Source organism: Nonomuraea fuscirosea (genome assembly GCF_003001935.1).
GTDB lineage: Bacteria > Actinomycetota > Actinomycetes > Streptosporangiales > Streptosporangiaceae > Nonomuraea > Nonomuraea fuscirosea.
Genome location: NZ_PVNG01000024.1, coordinates 52,789 through 67,829, shown reverse-complemented (window position 1 = coordinate 67,829; position 15,041 = coordinate 52,789). Strand labels below are relative to the sequence as shown.

The following is a 15,041-nucleotide window of genomic DNA, read 5'->3' as shown; positions in this document are numbered from 1 at the left end:
GGGCTTGTCGTCTCTTCTCACCAGGTCGCCCTACAGGCGGTTGAGCCCCTGGACGTGCAGCACCGCACGGCCCTCCTCGTCGGAGGCGGCCAGGTCGACCTGGGCGTCGATGCCCCAGTCGCCGTCACCGGCCGGATCCTTGACCGTCTGGCGCACCTTCCAGAGGCCGCTCTCCTCCTCGATGCGCAGCAGCGCGGGCCCGCGCGCGTCGGCGTCGGTGTGGATCTCCTCGTGCTCGTCGTAGTAGGCGTCCAGCGCCGCGCCCCAGTCGACGTCGGGGGCGAGCTCCTCCAGCTCGGCCTCCTTCTCCAGCGCGCACAGCTCGACCAGCCGGAACATGGCGTTGCGCACCAGCACGCGGAAGGCCCGCGGGTTGGCGGTGACCGGGCGTACCTTGGCCTCCAGCTGCTGATGCTCCTCCAGCGCCGTGGCCGGGTTGGTGAGCTTCTCCCACTCGTCGATCAGCGAGGAGTCGACCTGGCGGACCAGCTCGCCGAGCCACTCGATCAGGTCGACCAGGTCGTCGGTCTTGAGGTGCTCGGGCACCGTGCGCGACAGCGTGCGGTAGGCGTCGGCCAGGTAGCGCAGCACCGTGCCCTCGGAGCGCGCCAGCTCGTAGAACTGGATGTACTCGCCGAACGTCATCGCCCGCTCGTACATGTCGCGGATCACCGACTTCGGGCTGACCGTGTAGTCGCCCACCCACGGGTGGCCGCGCCGGTAGGTCTCGTACGCCCCGAGCAGCAGGTCGTCGAGCGGCATCGGGTACATGACCTCGGCGAGCTGCTCCATGCGCTCTTCGTACTCGATCCCGTCGGCCTTCATCTGCGCGACGGCCTCGCCCCTGGCCTTCTTCAGCTGGGCGGACAGGATCTGGCGCGGGTCGTCGAGGATGGACTCCACGATCGAGACCATGTCGAGCGCGTACGCCGGCGACTCGCGGTCGAGCAGGTCGAACGCGGCCAGCGCGAACGTCGACAGCGCCTGGTTGAGCGCGAAGTCCTCCTGCAGCTCGATCGTCAGCCGGGCCCGCCGGCCCTGCTCGTCCGGCTCGGCGAACTGCTCGACGATGCCGCCGGCCAGCAGCGAACGGTAGATGGCGATGGCCTGGCTGATGTGCCGGCGCTGCCACTTGCGGTCCTCGTGGTTGTCGGTCAGCAGGTGCTTCATCGCCTGGAAGCAGTCGCCCGGCCGGTTGATCACCGCGAGCAGCATGGCGTTGCTGACCTTGAACCGGGAGTTGAGCGGCTCCGGCTCGGCCTCCTGGAGTTTGGTGAAAGTGTCCTCGCTCCAGCCGACGAAGCCCTCCGGCGGCTTCTTGCGGGCGTAGCCGCGCCGCCGCTTGGGATCGTCGCCGATCTTGGCCAGCGCCTTGGCGTTCTCGATGTCGTGCTCGGGGGCCTGGCAGGCGACGTAGCCGATGGTGTCGAAGCCCGCCCGGCCCGCGCGGCCGGCGATCTGGTGGAACTCGCGGGCCCGCAGCCGCCGCACCTTGTTGCCGTCGTACTTGGACAGGGCCGTGAACAGCACCGTCCTGATCGGCACGTTGACGCCGACGCCCAGCGTGTCGGTGCCGCAGATGACCTTCAGCAGCCCGGCCTGGGCCAGCCGCTCGACCAGGCGCCGGTATTTCGGCAGCATGCCCGCGTGGTGCACGCCGATGCCGTGCTTGACCAGCCGCGACAGCGCCCGGCCGAAGCGGGTGGTGAAGCGGAAGCCGCCGATCATGGTGGCGATGGCCTCCTTCTCGGCCTTGGTCGCCATGTTGATCGACATCAGCGCCTGGGCCCGCTCCATCGCCGCGGCCTGGGTGAAGTGGACGACGTAGACCGGCGCCTGACCGGTCGAGAGCATCTCCTCCAGCGTCTCGTGCAGCGGGGTCATCCGGTAGGAGTAGATCAGCGGCACCGGCCGCTCGGCGTGCTTGACCACCGACGTCGGCCGCCCGGTGCGCCGGGTCAGGTCGCGCTCGAACATGGACACGTCGCCGAGCGTGGCCGACATCAGCACGAACTGGACGTTCGGCAGCTCCAGCAGCGGCACCTGCCAGGCCCAGCCCCGGTCCGGCTCGGCGTAGAAGTGGAACTCGTCCATGACGACCTGGCCGATGTCGGCCGCCGCCCCGTCGCGCAGCGCCACGTTGGCCAGGATCTCGGCCGTGCAGCAGATGATCGGCGCGCCCGGGTTGACGCTGGCGTCGCCGGTCATCATGCCGACGTTCTCCGTGCCGAAGATGGCGCACAGGTCGAAGAACTTCTCCGACACCAGCGCCTTGATCGGCGCGGTGTAGAAGGTACGCATGTCGCGCGTCAGCGCGGTGAAGTGGGCGCCCGCGGCGACCAGCGACTTGCCCGAGCCCGTCGGCGTGGCCAGGATCAGGTTGCTGCCGGAGACCACCTCGATGAGGGCCTCCTCCTGGGCGGGATAGAGCGTGAGCCCCCGCTCGGCGTTCCAGGCGACGAACGCGTCGAAGATGGCGTCCGGATCGGCGTCGATGTCTTCGGGCAGGCGGTCAAGGAGAAGGCTCACACACCTATCCTGCCGAAGTTTGCCGGGTGGTCGAACCGGTCACGCCCAACTCGGTCAGGCGACCTCGCCGCCGGCGCCGATATCCGGCCGTCCGGGGCGCGCCCGCGAGCCACCGCCCGCAGTCGTCAGGTGCGTGCGCGGGGCACGGTCAGCAGCAGCCCGCCGAGGAGCGCGAAGACCGCCAGGAACGGGCCGCCGCCGGGCGCGAAGCCGCCCACGGTCAGCGTGAGCACCCCCGCGCCGACCAGCCCGGCCGCCGTGAGCGTGCCCCGCCAGCCGGCCGCGCCGAACGGCAGCGCGGGCGGCGTCTCGAACCTGGCGAACCCCTTCAGCAGCGGCCACAGCACCAGGCAGAGCAGCCCGAACCAGATCGGCCAGCCGAGGAACCACAGCACGCTGCCCGGCCGCGGCGTGTCCACGCTCAGCAGCACCACCACGACCCCGGTCACCGTGAACAGGGCCGGCATGTGCCACAGGTACACCGTCATGATCCGCGGGCTCGCCCAGTCCAGCAGGCGGGCCGGCGCCAGCCGTACCAGCGCGGGACGCAGCAGCGTGGCCAGGCCGACCTGCCCGAGGCCGACGGCGAGCATGGCCAGCGTGGGCGGGGCCATGTTGGACACCTCCGCGCCCGGCAGGCCGATCATGCTGCCCGGGTAGGGCCCCTGGGCCACCAGCAGCGCCGCCGCCCCGAAGCCGCCCGCGGCCAGCAGCCACGGGTGCCGCAGCCGGCCGCCGGCGTAGAAGAAGCCGAGCTGGTGCACGGCCAGCCAGACGAACACCACGTTCACGTAACCCAGGGCGTCCACCCCGGACGAGAAGCGCACCACGTCCGTCAGCACCGCCCCGGCCGACAGGACGACGGGGACGCGCCAGCCGTACCGCTCGTGCAGCCGCAGCGCGTACGGCGTGACCGTCACGGCGATCAGGTACACGGCCAGGAACCACAGCAGCTGCCCCGTCAGCTGCGCGCCCACCCCGAGCGGCTGAGCCGGCACGCCCCAGCTGAGCAGCACGTGCGGCAGGGGGATCCACACCGCGGCCAGCGGCAGCAGCGGCCAGGCCAGGCGGCGCAGCCGGACCGCCAGCCACAGCGGCGCGGGCTTGGCCGAGCGGCCGAAGCTGATCGCGTTCGCCGCACCGCCCGCGAAGAACACCAGCGGCATCACCTGGCTGATCCAGGTCACCACCCACACCCCGGGAGTCGACAACGCGTTGCCCGTCGTCAGCCGGCCGTCCTCGTACGTCAGCACCGGGATCGTCCAGTGCTGCAGCACGATGAGCGCCATCCCGGCCACCCGCAGCAGGTCGATGAAGGGATCGCGGCCCGCCGGGCGCGCGTCCGCCGGGCCGCGCGGCCTCGCGGGCGCGGCAGTGGGGCGATCCAGCAGGGCGGTCATGGGGAGCCTCGATTCCTGGGGAGCGGATGGCTCAAGGCTCCCGCCCAGGAGGCTCGCGCACATTGCCGCGAGCCGCCGTCCTGAGGTCGAGATCACACCACCGGGCCGGGTAGGGCTGGCCCTACCCCCATACACCGGCGCACCCGCTCGTCCGCGAAGCCGCCGCGACATACGGTGGTGGCCATGCGCTCACTGACGAGGCGTGTCCTTCTCGACACCCGCTACACGCTGGTCGGTTTCCCGACCACTCTCATCGGCTTCGTGCTCATGATCGCGGGATTCGCGGCAGGGGTGGGCACGGCGGTCGTGTGGATCGGCGTGCCGCTGCTGGCCGGCACGCTGATGGTGGCGCGGGGCTTCGCCGACGCCGAGCGCGGCTGGCTCTCCGACGTGCTGCGCAGGCCGCCCGTACGGCCGCGCTACAAGCCGGCGCCGCCCGGCGCGGGCCGCTTCCGCCGCCTCATCAACCCGCTGACCAGCGGGCAGTCCTGGCTCGACCTGCTGCACGGCATACTCAACCTGCCGTTCGCGATCATCGCGTTCGTGCTCACCGTGGTGTTCTGGGCGATTCCCGTCGCCGGGCTCACCTATCCCCTGTACGGCCTCGTCACCTCCCGCATCCCCGGCAACACCGAACTGCCCGAGCTGCTCGGCCTGGGCGACTCCTACGGCGTCAACGTGATCTTCTACGTCTCGATCGGCCTGGTCTTCACGCTGCTCATGCCGTTCGTGGTCCGCGGCGCCGCGCTGCTGCGCTCCGGTCTCGGCCGGGCCCTGCTGACCGGCGTGGCCGAGCTGCAGGAGCGCATCGACGACCTGGCCCAGGGCCGCGCCGCCGCCGTCTCCGCCGAGGCCAACGCGCTGCGCAAGCTGGAGCGCGACATCCACGACGGGCCGCAGCAGCGGCTGGTGTCGCTGGCCATGGAGCTGTCCAGGGCGCAGCGGCAGCTGGCCAAGGACCCCGACGCCGCGCGGGCCACGCTCACCGCCGCGATCGGCGCCACCCGCGAGACGCTCGACGAGCTGCGCGCCCTCTCGCGCGGCATCGCCCCGCCGATCCTGTCCGACCGCGGCCTCGCGCCCGCGCTGGCCGCCCTCGCGGGCCGCTGCACGGTCCCCGTCGACCTCGACGTGCAGACCGTCGAGCGCTACCAGGCCGCGGTGGAGAACGCCGTCTACTTCGTCTGCGCCGAGACCCTGACCAACGTGGCCAAGCACAGCCGCGCCACCGTCTGCACGATCCAGCTCGTCCGCATCGGTGACGTCCTCATGCTGACGATCGGGGATGATGGGGTCGGCGGCGCGCACGTCGCCAAGGGACATGGGCTCGCCGGGCTCGCCGACCGGCTCCGCGCCGTCGACGGGGAGCTGACCGTGCAGTCGCCCGACGGCGGGCCCACGATGATCGTGGCGGAGGTGCCGTGCGGGTAGTCGTGGCCGATGACGCGGTTCTGATCAGGGAGGGCCTGGTCAGGTTGCTGGAGGAGTTCGGCTGCGAGGTGGTGGCCACGGTCGGTGACGGTGACGCGCTCGTCGCCGCGGTGGCCGAGCACAAACCGGACGTCTCGGTGGTGGACGTACGCATGCCGCCGTCGTTCACCGACGAGGGGCTCAAGGCGGCGGTCGAGGCCCGGCGCCGGGTGCCCGGCACGCCGGTGCTGATCCTCTCGCAGTACGTCGAGGTCTCCTATGCCGACGACCTGCTGGCCGACGCCCGTGGCGCGGTCGGCTACCTGCTGAAGGACCGGGTCGTCGACGTGGAGGAGTTCCTGGAGGGGCTGCGGCGGGTGGCCGCCGGCGGAACCGTCTTCGATCCTCAGGTGGTGTCGCAGTTGATGGTGCGCAGGCGCAAGGACGACCCGCTGGCCGAGCTCACGCCGCGCGAGCGCGAGGTGCTCGGCCTGATGGCCGAGGGGAAGTCGAATCCGGCCATCGGGCGGCAGCTCGTGATCAGCGACGGGGCCGTGGAGAAGCACATCAGAAGCATCTTCAGCAAGCTCGGCCTCTACGCGGAGGACAGTGACCAGCATCGCCGGGTGCTCGCCGTCCTGACCTACCTGCGTTCGTGATCACGTTCCCGGCCGCCCTGACCTGACGTTCACGTGACCTCCCGGCTGGCCCGCCGGTCGAGCGGGGCGGCTCCGCCCGCCGGTCCCTCCTGGCCAGTGAGAGGGTCGCTGGCCGGTCCGCGCGCCGCTACGCGCGGACCTGGCCGCTCGGGGGGTCTACCCGAGCGCGTCGACCAGCTTCTTGCGCTGCTGGGCGCCCAGGCCGCCGAGGCGGCGCTTCTCGTCGACGCCCGCCTCCTCCATCAGCGCGGTGGCCTTGGCCGGACCGACGCCCTTGACGGCGCGGAGCGCCTGCGACACCTTGATCTTCTTCGCGATGTCGTCGTCGCGCTCGAGCAGCTGAGCGAACGTCAGCTCGCCGGCCTTGACCTTCGCCAGCAGCGCCGTGCGCGCGGCACGGGCCTCGGCGGCCTTGGCCAGAGCGGCTTGACGCTGCTCGGGGGTGAGAGTGGGAAGTGCCATCTCTGTTCTCTCCTCGGGGAGTTGAGCGTTCGGGTTCTGTTACCCGTGGTGCAGTGGCTAATCATGGCGGATACCAGCGGTTCGTGTTGCGGAAAGTGCGTGGTCAGCGTCCGGACCACGCTGATGCGCCCGCTTCCGCGCACGCCACGTCCTGCGCGATCGTGCCTCCGCTGACCCCTATGCCACCGACCACGCGTTCCGTCTCACCGTAGCCCGACCAGAGCGGCAGGCCGCCGCCGAAGCAGACGAAACCCGCTCCGGCCAGGCCCGCGAGCTCGCCGTCCGCCGCGGCCAGCGCGGGCAGCTCCGAGGTGGGCCTGCGCAGGGCCACCGAGGTGTACGCCTTGCCCCGCGCGAGGACAGGACCGGAGATCTCCGCACCGTCCATACGCTGGAAGGACACCAGATTTCCGCCGTCGTCCACGATCGCCACGGAGATCCGGGCGCCCTCGCGGTACGCCTGCTTGACGGCTGCCTCCGTCATGCGGAGCGCGAGTTCGAGATTCACGCGGTTCGCCCCTCGGATCATGATTCTTTCGCGCCTTGGCCCTCCCCATGCGTACCCGGGCCGGCCCGGCCCGTGCAAGATCGCCTATGCGGGTACGGAGGTGTGGAGTCACAGGGGCTTATGTCGGGCCAGGGTGGAATACGTCACACTTTGTCGGTCGGGCGTGTCGCGAGCCTGGTCAGGGTGGTTTTTCCGCCAGAGTTCGAGCCCCTCGGGTGTGAGGAAGTGGTCGAAGACCGACTCCATCGCGCCCAGGAGCGAGCCGCGCCAGCCGAGGGCCGAGCCCTCGATCCGCGGCGGCCGGTCGCGGCGGATCGCCATCAGGCCGGGCTCGCAGGCCGCCATGAGGGCCTGTCCGGCCCGCTGCAGCAGTTCCACGCCGTGGCCCGACAGTGTCACCACCTCCGGGTCGTGCGCGTTCACCAGGGCCGCCACGCCGCGTCCCAGGGCCCTGGCGTTGGCCTCCACCGCCTCCCCGTTCGTCGCCAGCACCCGCTCGGCCTGCTCGCGTCCCCTGCCGCCGCCGTGGGCCAGGCCGACATCGCGCAGGAGGGCGTTGGCGCCGACGTCCATGCCCCAGCAACCGGTGGCGCCGCAGGGGCAGGGACGGTCTCCGCCGGAGAGCGGCATGTGGCCGAACTCGGCGCCGGCGCCGCTCGCCCCGGGGACCGGCCGGCCGTCCACGACCAGCACGCCGCCCAGGTCGAAGTCCACGTGCAGGTGCAGGCCCACCCGGACGTCACGCAGGTGGCCGCGCCGCGCCTCGGCCAGCGCGGCGAGGACGGTGTCGTTGCCGATGACGGGCGTACCGGGCCGGGGCTCGCCGGGCCGGGCGCCGGTTTCGCCGGGCTCGAAGGCGGGCGCGCCGGGCTGGGCGGCGGGCCCGTCGGGCAGGTTCAGCAGGGCCGGGACGTCGACCGAGCGCCAGCCCAGGTGGGCGATGTCCACCAGGCCGCCGTGGCGGATCGGGCCGGCCAGGGCGACGCCGACACCCACGACCCGGTGGCCGAGCCGCCGCCGGTGCGCCGCCACGGCCTCGCCCAGCGGCCCGAGCGTGCCCTGCGGCGTGCCGTCGTGCGGGCGCACGTCCAGCACCGTGACCCGGCCGCCGAGCTCGCACGCCGCCAGCTCCCAGGCGTCCTCGCGCACGTCGGCGGCCAGCGCCACCGGGCCGTGCGGATGCGGCCCAGGCACCTGCGTCGGCCGGCCCCGCGCGTGGCCGGGGGCCGGCTCCTCGTGCAGCAGCCCGGCCTCGGCCAGGCCGGCCACCAGCACCGAGGCCGTGCCCCTGGCCAGCCGCAGATCGCGGGTGAGCTGGGATCTGGTGCGCACGGCACCGGAGTCGTGCACGGCGCGCAGCAGCCTGACCCGGTTGTGCGCGCGAAGCTCGCCACTCGTTGTAGCTCCATTCACGGGAACAGTTTATGCTCTAGCCGTGAACAAAAGCCTCACTGACGCAAAACGGGCTCGTGTCGGAGTTTTCGGATTCTTCTTTCTCGCCGGTCTTGTCATGGGTCTGTGGGCGGCCGGGCTGCCGTCGCTGAACGACCGGCTCGACCTCGGCCCCGCCCGGCTCGGCAGCGTCCTGCTGCTGATCTCCGGCGGGGCGCTGGTGTCGATGCTGGTGGCCGGGCCGCTGGTGGACCGGTGGTCGAGCCGGCGGGTGTGCTGGTTCGGCGGGCCCATCTCCGGCCTGGTGCTGCTCGGGCCGGCGCTGGCGTCCTCGTACTGGCAGCTGGCGGTACTGGCCGTGCTCTTCGGCATGGGGCTCGGCGTGACCGAGGTCGGCATGAACGCCCATTCCGTCGAGGTCGAACGGATCTACCGGCGGCCGATCATCTCCGCCTTCCACGGCACCTGGAGCCTCGGCGGGGCCGCCGGCGGCGGGATCACCTCCCTCGTGCTCAAGGCCGGGCTGGACGCGCAGTGGCTGCTGATCGTGGCGGCGATCGTGGTGCCGTTCCTGTACCTGCCGGCCGCGCGGCTGCTGCTCCCCGACACGGCGGGGGCCGGCTCCGCCTCAGGGTCCTCCGGCTCGCCGGGTGCGCCGGGCGAGTCGCTGCGCTGGGGGCTGATCGCCCTGCTCGGGCTGGCCGCGTTCGCCGGGCACCTGAGCGAGGGGGCGGCCATCGACTGGGCCGCGCTGCACGCCCGCTGGGTGCTGGAGACCGATCCGGCCATGGCGCCGCTGGCGTACACGATCTTCTCCGTCGCCATGACCACCGTGCGGCTGCTGGGCGACCCGATCAGGGCCAGGCTCGGCTCCGTGCGGACCATCCAGCTCGCCGGGCTCTTCGCCACCGCCGGGTACGTCCTCGTGCTCGTCTCGCCGCTGACCGGGGCGGCCGTACGGGTCGCGTGCGCCTGGACCGGGTGGGCGCTGGTCGGCGTCGGGCTGGCCACGGTGGTGCCGGTGCTGTTCAGCGCGGTCGGCGCGGCCGGCGGCCGGGTCGGGCGGGCCCTGGCGATGGTGACGGCGTTCGGGTACACCGGGCTGCTGCTGGGGCCGGCCGTGCTCGGGTACGTGGCCGAGTCGACGTCGCTGCCGGTGGCCCTGTTCATCCCGGCGGTGCTCGCCGCGGTGGTGACGCTCACCGGCTCCCCGGCCATCCGCGCCCTGCTCCGCCTCTCGACGTCCCCCGCCCAGGACACCGCCCCCGAAGCGGCGGCCGGCCCGGCCGGGGAGCGAGGACACGAGCCGGAACCGGAACCCGCCCGCGACTGATCGTCGCTCCGCCCCGATCCGCTCTGGCCTGTGCGGGTCGCTTGAGGCGAGGGTGCTGTCACGTCCTGCCCGTCCTATCTGCCGCACATCTGCCCGTCACGTCCCGGTCCGCTCGCGGCCGGGTCGTGGCGGGATTTGTGCTGATGGCCGCTGACCTGGTGTTATGTGATCGTGACTTGACCTGCAAGTTACATCCAGGTTTCATGTCCTCCACGCGGTAAACGTTTACAGACGGATGGCCGTAAACGTTTACTCACGATGGAAGGACAGCCTTGGCCGACGGACCCACGATCAACACGATCGCCGAGCGCGCCGGTGTCTCGATCGCCTCCGTATCGCGGGTCCTCAACGGCCTGCCGACCAGGCAGGAGACCGTGCGCAAGGTGATGGCCGCCGCGGACGAGCTCGGTTACGTGCGCAACGCCGTGGCCAGATCCCTCAAGTCGCGCCGCACCCACCAGGTCGCCTTCGCCATGGCCGACGTCGGCAACCCCGCCTACCTGGCCATGCTGCGCGAGATCCAGCCGGTGCTGAAGGCCGCCGGATACCGGCTCGTGCTGCACTCGACCGACGCGGTGGTGGAGGACGAGATCGCCGTGCTGCACAGCCTCGGTGAGCGCTACGTGGACGGGCTGATCATGGTTCCGCTGCGGGTCACCGACGCCCATCTGCAGATGCTGGCCGCGGCCAGGGCCCCCGTCGTGATCATCGGCTCGGTGCCCGAGGGCACCCCCGTCGACAACGTACGGGCCGACTCGCGCACCGGCGTCAGGCTGGCGCTCGACCACCTCCACGCGCTCGGCCGCCGCCGCATCGCCCTGGTCAACGGCCCGCTCGACACCGTGCCCGGCGCCGCCCGCGGCGCCGCGTACCGGGAGGCGCTGGGAGACCTCGGCCTGCCCTACGACGAGGACCTCGTCCGCATCGGCGACTTCTACCGCGCCGACGGTGCCCGCGCGGTGGCCGGACTGCTCGCCGCCAGGCCCGACATCGACGCGCTGATGTGCGCCAACGACCTGATCGCGCTCGGCGCGCTCGACGTGCTGCGCGCCTTGGGCCGGCGGGTGCCCCAGGACGTGGCCGTGGTCGGCATGGACGACACCGACCTCGCCGCCGCCTCGTGGCCGTCGCTGACGAGCGTCTCGCTCGGGTCCGCGGAACGCGGCAAGGCCGCCGCCGAACTGCTGCTCGAACGGCTCCAGGGCGGCGAGCGCGAGCCCCGGCTGGTCACCGTGCCGCCCCGCCTCGCGGTCCGGGCCTCCACGGCCGGCCCGGCGTACGCGGGCGGAAAGTACGCCGACGGAAAGGACGCGGACGGGCAGGAGGACGGCGCGTGACGGCCACCGAGACGAGAGCGGCGCCGCCCCGGCGGTCGCGGGCCAGACGCCGCGGGCCCTCGCGCAAGACGCGGGAGATGTGGCTGCTGATGCTGCCGGCGATGGTGCCGGTGCTGCTGTTCAGCATGGGCCCGCTGCTGTACGGCATCGGCCTGGCCTTCACCGACGCCCGCAACACCCGCGTCCACCAGACCGAGTTCGTCGGCCTGGAGAACTTCACCGCGCTGCTGGCCGACGACGAGTTCTGGTCCTCGTTCCGGATCGGCGCGATCTGGTCCGTCTCCGTGACCGTGCTGCAGTTCGTCGCCGCGCTCGGCCTGGCGCTGCTGCTCAACGAGAAGCTGCGCGGCCGGGCCGTGGCCCGGGTGCTGTCGGTGGTGCCGTGGGCGATGCCGCCGGTGGTCATCGGCCTGATGTGGAAGCTCGTCTACCACCCCGACGCGGGCATACTGAACGACCTGCTCGGCACGCACGTCAACTGGCTGGCCGACTTCTCGCTCGCCCTGCCCGCGATCATCGTGGTGGGTGTCTGGGCGGGCATGCCGCAGACCACGGTCGTGCTGCTCGCGGGCCTGCAGAACGTGCCCAAGGAGCTCTACGAGGCCGGTGAGATGGACGGCGCGGGCTCCTGGCGGCGCTTCTGGAGCATCACGCTGCCGCAGCTCAGGCCGGTCATCGTGGCGATCACCTCGCTCGACTTCGTGTGGAACATTAACCAGTTCGGCCTGGTCTACGTGCTCACGCAGGGCGGGCCGGGAGGGCGCACGCGGCTGCCGATGCTGTTCGCGTACGAGGAGGCGTTCCGCTACCGCATGGCCGGTTACGCCTCGATGCTCGGCCTCGCCATGGCGATCGTCGTGCTCGCGGTGCTCGGGCTGTACCTGTGGCGGCAGATGAGGGAGGCCAGGTGAAACGCGTTTCACAGTACGTGGCGCTGGTCGCGTACGTCGTCTTCCTGGCGTTCCCGCTGCTGTGGCTGCTGTCCACGGCGCTGAAGACGCCCCAGGAGATGGCGCTGACGGAGCCGACGTGGATCCCGCGCGAGCCCACGCTGGCCAACTTCACCGACGCGTTCGGGGAGCAGGACCTGGTCGGGGCGGCGGCGCGGAGCCTGGTGGTGGCGCTGTTCGCCAGCGTGATCACCGTGGTGATCTCGCTGCCCGCCTCCTACGCCATGGCCCGTTACCGGGGGCTGGTCAACAAGATCGCGATCGGGTGGGTGCTGGTCAGCCAGGTGTTCCCGTTCATCCTGATCATCATCCCGCTCTTCATGATCCTGCGGGACCTGGACCTGGTGAACACGCTGCCCGGCCTGGTGGTGGTGCACGTGACGTTCACGCTGCCGTTCGCGCTGTGGATGCTGCAGGGGTACGTCCGCGCCGTGCCGCCCGAGCTGGAGGAGGCCGCGTCGGTGGACGGCGCGAGCCGCCTGCGCTCGATCGTCAGCGTGGTCGCCCCGCTGCTCGCGCCGGGCGTGGTGGCCACCCTGCTGTTCTCGTTCATCTCGTCCTGGAACGAGTTCATGTTCGCCCTCGTGATCTTGCAGGACCCCGACGTCATGACGCTCCCGCTCACGCTGGTGAGGTTCACCGGCCCCGAGGGGGTGGCCAGGCTCGGGCCGCTGGCCGCGGCGTCGCTCATGGCGACGATCCCCAGCCTGATCTTCTTCGCAATCATCCAGCGGCGACTGAAGTCCGGCCTGATGGCCGGCGCCGTCAAGGGCTAGGAGGCCTCATATGCGAATCAAGTCCGCTCTGGCGGCGGCGGCCGTCCTCACGCTCGCCGCCGCGTGCGGAGGGGGCGGCGGCGAGTCGTCGTCCTCGCCCGGCGCGCCCGTCAAGCTCGACTTCCTCAGCCTGGCCTGGCAGAAGGAGTCCGTCGCCGCGAACAAGCAGATCGTGGACGAGTGGAACAAGGCCAACCCCGGCATCCAGGTCACCTACGTCCAGGGCAGCTGGGACAACGTCAACGACCAGCTCGTCACCCAGTTCGCCGGCGGCACCGCGCCCGACGTCATCCACAACGACTCGCCCGCCCTGGCCGGCTTCGCCTCCGACGGCTACCTGCTCGACCTCGGTGCCAAGCTGCCCGCCGAGCTGAAGAGCGACATCCCGCAGACCGCCTGGGACACCGTCACCTTCGACGGCGGCAAGGGCGAGCAGGGCGTGTACGGCGTGCCGTTCCTCCAGGAGTCGCAGGTCATCATCGCCAACAAGAAGCTGCTCGACGACTCGGGCGTGCGCGTCCCCGCCGCGGGTGACCCGTGGACGTGGGACGAGTTCTCCGCGGCGGCCAAGAAGATGACCAAGGGCGGCACGTTCGGCGTGGCCTGGCCGATGAAGTCGCCGGTCAACAAGACGCTCAACCTGGCGCTCAACTTCGGCGGCACCTTCTTCCAGACCGCCGGCGGCAAGACCACCGTCAAGGTCGGCCCCGAGGAGCGCGAGGTGCTCCAGCGCATCCACGACCAGCTCTACAAGGACAAGTCCGCCGACCCGGCCGCGCTCGGCCAGGGCACCGCGGACCCGCTGCCCGCCTTCTACAAGGGCAAGTTCGCGCTGCTGCCGACCGGCGTCTACCTGCGCCAGCAGGTCGCCGAGCAGGCGCCCGACGGGTTCGAGTGGGTGACGCTGCCCGCGCCCAAGGGCACCAGCGCCCAGCAGGGCGCGGTCTCGCAGACGCTGTCGATCGCGCAGGAGAGCGAGCACCCGGACGAGGCGATGAAGTTCATCTCGTTCTTCCTGAACGGCGCCAACCAGGCCAAGCTCGCCAAGGGCGACTGGCTGCTGCCGACCTCCCAGACGGCCGCCGCCGACCCGGCCATGACCACGAAGGAGAACGGCTGGGACGTGGCCACCGCCTCCGCCAAGGACCTCGTCGTGGCGCCGTTCCTGAAGGTGAACGGGTTCGACGAGTGGAAGAGCAAGGTCGCCACGCCCGCGCTGCAGGAGTACTTCGCCGACAAGATCACCCTCGACCAGGCCGCGACCAAGCTGGTCGAGGACGGCAACAAGGTGCTGGAGCGGTACCAGCGGTGACTTCCTTGCGGGACAGGGCCCGGGGGTGCCTGCTCGGCCTGGCGGCCGGCGACGCCCTCGGGGCCCCGGCCGAGAACCTCACGCCGGCCGAGATCCGGCGGCGGTGGGGGCGGCTCACCGAGATCGAGGGCGGCGGCACCGACGACACCGAGTACGCGATCTTCGCCGCCTCGCTGCTCGTCCGTCACGGGCACGACCTTCGCGCGCACGATGTGGCGGCCGCGTACCGGGCGGAGATCATCCCCCGGGTGAGCGGGCCCATGCGCGGAGCCGGCTTCTCCGAGCTGGGCACCGTCGAAGCGCTTCGCCGGGGGCTGGAGCCGCCGCTGACCGGGCTCGTGCACGCGCACGGCTGGTCGGACGGGCTGGCGATGCGCGCGGCGCCGTACGGGATCTTCTGCCCGGGGGATCCGGCGGAGGCGGCCCGGCTGGTCGAACAGGACGGGCTGGTCAGCGGGTCGGGCGAGGGCATCGTCGGCGGCCGGGCGGTCGCCGGGGCGGTGGCCGCCGCCATGGGCGGGACCACGCCGGACGAGGCGGTCGCGGCGGCGCTGGCGGTGATCCCGGCGGACTCGTGGACGGCCAGGAACGTCGTCCGCGTACGTGACGTCCTCGCGTCCTTCCCGGATCCGGGTGGCTCGGAGCTCGTGGAGGCGTTGCACCGGGCCGTCGTCGTGCGGCACTACCCGTGGACCGACGTCGCGCCCGAGGCCGTGGCGCTGGCCCTGGCCGCCTTCCTCGCGGGGGGCGGCGAGGTGGAGGCGTCCGTGACGTTCGGGGTGAGCCTGGGCCGGGACGCCGACACGATCGGCGCCATCGCGGGAGCGGTGGCCGGGGCCGCGCGGGGAGAGCGCGGCGTGCCGGCCCGCTGGGCCGCCAGGATCGGGCCGGTGACGGGCAAGTGCCTGCCCGTCGTGGCCGGAAGACATGTGCTGGACGTCGCCGACGAACTGGCGGAAGGACTGTAGAACAC

13 protein-coding genes are annotated in these 15,041 nt (G+C 71.9%); 8 read left to right on the top strand and 5 right to left on the bottom strand.

Going from position 1 to position 15,041, the window contains the following annotated elements:
* Positions 1-30: 30 nt before the first annotated feature.
* Entirely contained in the window at positions 31-2,529 is a 2,499-nt protein-coding gene (locus tag B0I32_RS43295; RefSeq protein WP_106249612.1) for a DEAD/DEAH box helicase, read from the bottom strand.
* Positions 2,530-2,654: 125 nt separating this feature from the next.
* Complete coding sequence (locus tag B0I32_RS43290) at positions 2,655-3,929, bottom strand: acyltransferase family protein (protein ID WP_106249610.1); 1,275 nt, start codon at positions 3,927-3,929, stop codon at positions 2,655-2,657.
* Between the two features lie 183 nt (positions 3,930-4,112).
* On the opposite strand from B0I32_RS43290, the gene B0I32_RS43285 reads away from it, so the two are divergent.
* Together B0I32_RS43285 and B0I32_RS43280 are read left to right on the top strand one after the other, a co-directional pair.
* A complete protein-coding gene (locus tag B0I32_RS43285; RefSeq protein ID WP_106249839.1) occupies positions 4,113-5,360 on the top strand; it encodes a sensor histidine kinase in 1,248 nt (415 codons plus the stop codon).
* Positions 5,351-5,998 carry a response regulator transcription factor gene (locus B0I32_RS43280; protein ID WP_106249608.1) on the top strand — a complete coding sequence of 216 codons (648 nt, stop codon included), beginning with the start codon at positions 5,351-5,353 and terminating at the stop codon, positions 5,996-5,998. The genes B0I32_RS43285 and B0I32_RS43280 overlap by 10 nt, the downstream gene beginning before the upstream one ends.
* Positions 5,999-6,154: 156 nt before the next feature.
* Here B0I32_RS43280 and mihF read toward each other — a convergent pair whose 3' ends face one another.
* The 3 genes from mihF to B0I32_RS43265 form a co-directional block, all read right to left on the bottom strand.
* Entirely contained in the window at positions 6,155-6,460 is a 306-nt protein-coding gene (gene mihF / locus B0I32_RS43275) for an integration host factor, actinobacterial type (RefSeq protein WP_043641121.1), read from the bottom strand.
* A gap of 103 nt (positions 6,461-6,563) precedes the next feature.
* The gene (locus B0I32_RS43270; protein WP_106249606.1) at positions 6,564-6,968 is read right to left on the bottom strand and encodes a GlcG/HbpS family heme-binding protein; all 405 of its coding nucleotides are present in this window, start codon (positions 6,966-6,968) and stop codon (positions 6,564-6,566) included.
* Between the two features lie 108 nt (positions 6,969-7,076).
* Complete coding sequence (locus B0I32_RS43265) at positions 7,077-8,381, bottom strand: ROK family transcriptional regulator (protein ID WP_106249604.1); 1,305 nt, start codon at positions 8,379-8,381, stop codon at positions 7,077-7,079.
* On the opposite strand from B0I32_RS43265, the gene B0I32_RS43260 reads away from it, so the two are divergent.
* The 6 genes from B0I32_RS43260 (at position 8,278) to B0I32_RS43235 (ending at position 15,036) form a co-directional block, all read left to right on the top strand.
* Positions 8,278-9,693, top strand: a complete 1,416-nt coding sequence (locus tag B0I32_RS43260; protein WP_281262662.1) for an MFS transporter — start codon at positions 8,278-8,280, stop codon at positions 9,691-9,693. The genes B0I32_RS43265 and B0I32_RS43260 overlap by 104 nt on opposite strands.
* Before the next feature lie 272 nt (positions 9,694-9,965).
* The gene (locus B0I32_RS43255; protein ID WP_106249600.1) at positions 9,966-11,030 is read left to right on the top strand and encodes a LacI family DNA-binding transcriptional regulator; all 1,065 of its coding nucleotides are present in this window, start codon (positions 9,966-9,968) and stop codon (positions 11,028-11,030) included.
* Positions 11,027-11,941 (top strand): carbohydrate ABC transporter permease, encoded by a 915-nt coding sequence (locus B0I32_RS43250; RefSeq protein ID WP_219912307.1) that lies wholly within the window; start codon positions 11,027-11,029, stop codon positions 11,939-11,941. Before B0I32_RS43255 ends, B0I32_RS43250 begins: the two co-directional genes overlap by 4 nt.
* Positions 11,938-12,756 (top strand): carbohydrate ABC transporter permease, encoded by an 819-nt coding sequence (locus B0I32_RS43245; RefSeq protein WP_106249599.1) that lies wholly within the window; start codon positions 11,938-11,940, stop codon positions 12,754-12,756. Before B0I32_RS43250 ends, B0I32_RS43245 begins: the two co-directional genes overlap by 4 nt.
* A gap of 10 nt (positions 12,757-12,766) precedes the next feature.
* Entirely contained in the window at positions 12,767-14,068 is a 1,302-nt protein-coding gene (locus tag B0I32_RS43240) for an ABC transporter substrate-binding protein (RefSeq protein ID WP_106249597.1), read from the top strand.
* Positions 14,065-15,036, top strand: a complete 972-nt coding sequence (locus B0I32_RS43235; protein WP_106249595.1) for an ADP-ribosylglycohydrolase family protein — start codon at positions 14,065-14,067, stop codon at positions 15,034-15,036. Before B0I32_RS43240 ends, B0I32_RS43235 begins: the two co-directional genes overlap by 4 nt.
* The last annotated feature ends 5 nt before the right edge of the window (positions 15,037-15,041 follow it).

What these genes read in the sequence shown, in the direction of transcription:
- B0I32_RS43290 (WP_106249610.1), bottom strand. Translation starts at nt 3,929, where the DNA reads ATGACCGCCCTGCTGGATCGCCCCACTGCCGCGCCCGCGAGGCCGCGC.
- B0I32_RS43285 (WP_106249839.1), top strand. Translation starts at nt 4,113, where the DNA reads ATGCGCTCACTGACGAGGCGTGTCCTTCTCGACACCCGCTACACGCTG.
- mihF (WP_043641121.1), bottom strand. Translation starts at nt 6,460, where the DNA reads ATGGCACTTCCCACTCTCACCCCCGAGCAGCGTCAAGCCGCTCTGGCC.
- B0I32_RS43240 (WP_106249597.1), top strand. Translation starts at nt 12,767, where the DNA reads ATGCGAATCAAGTCCGCTCTGGCGGCGGCGGCCGTCCTCACGCTCGCC.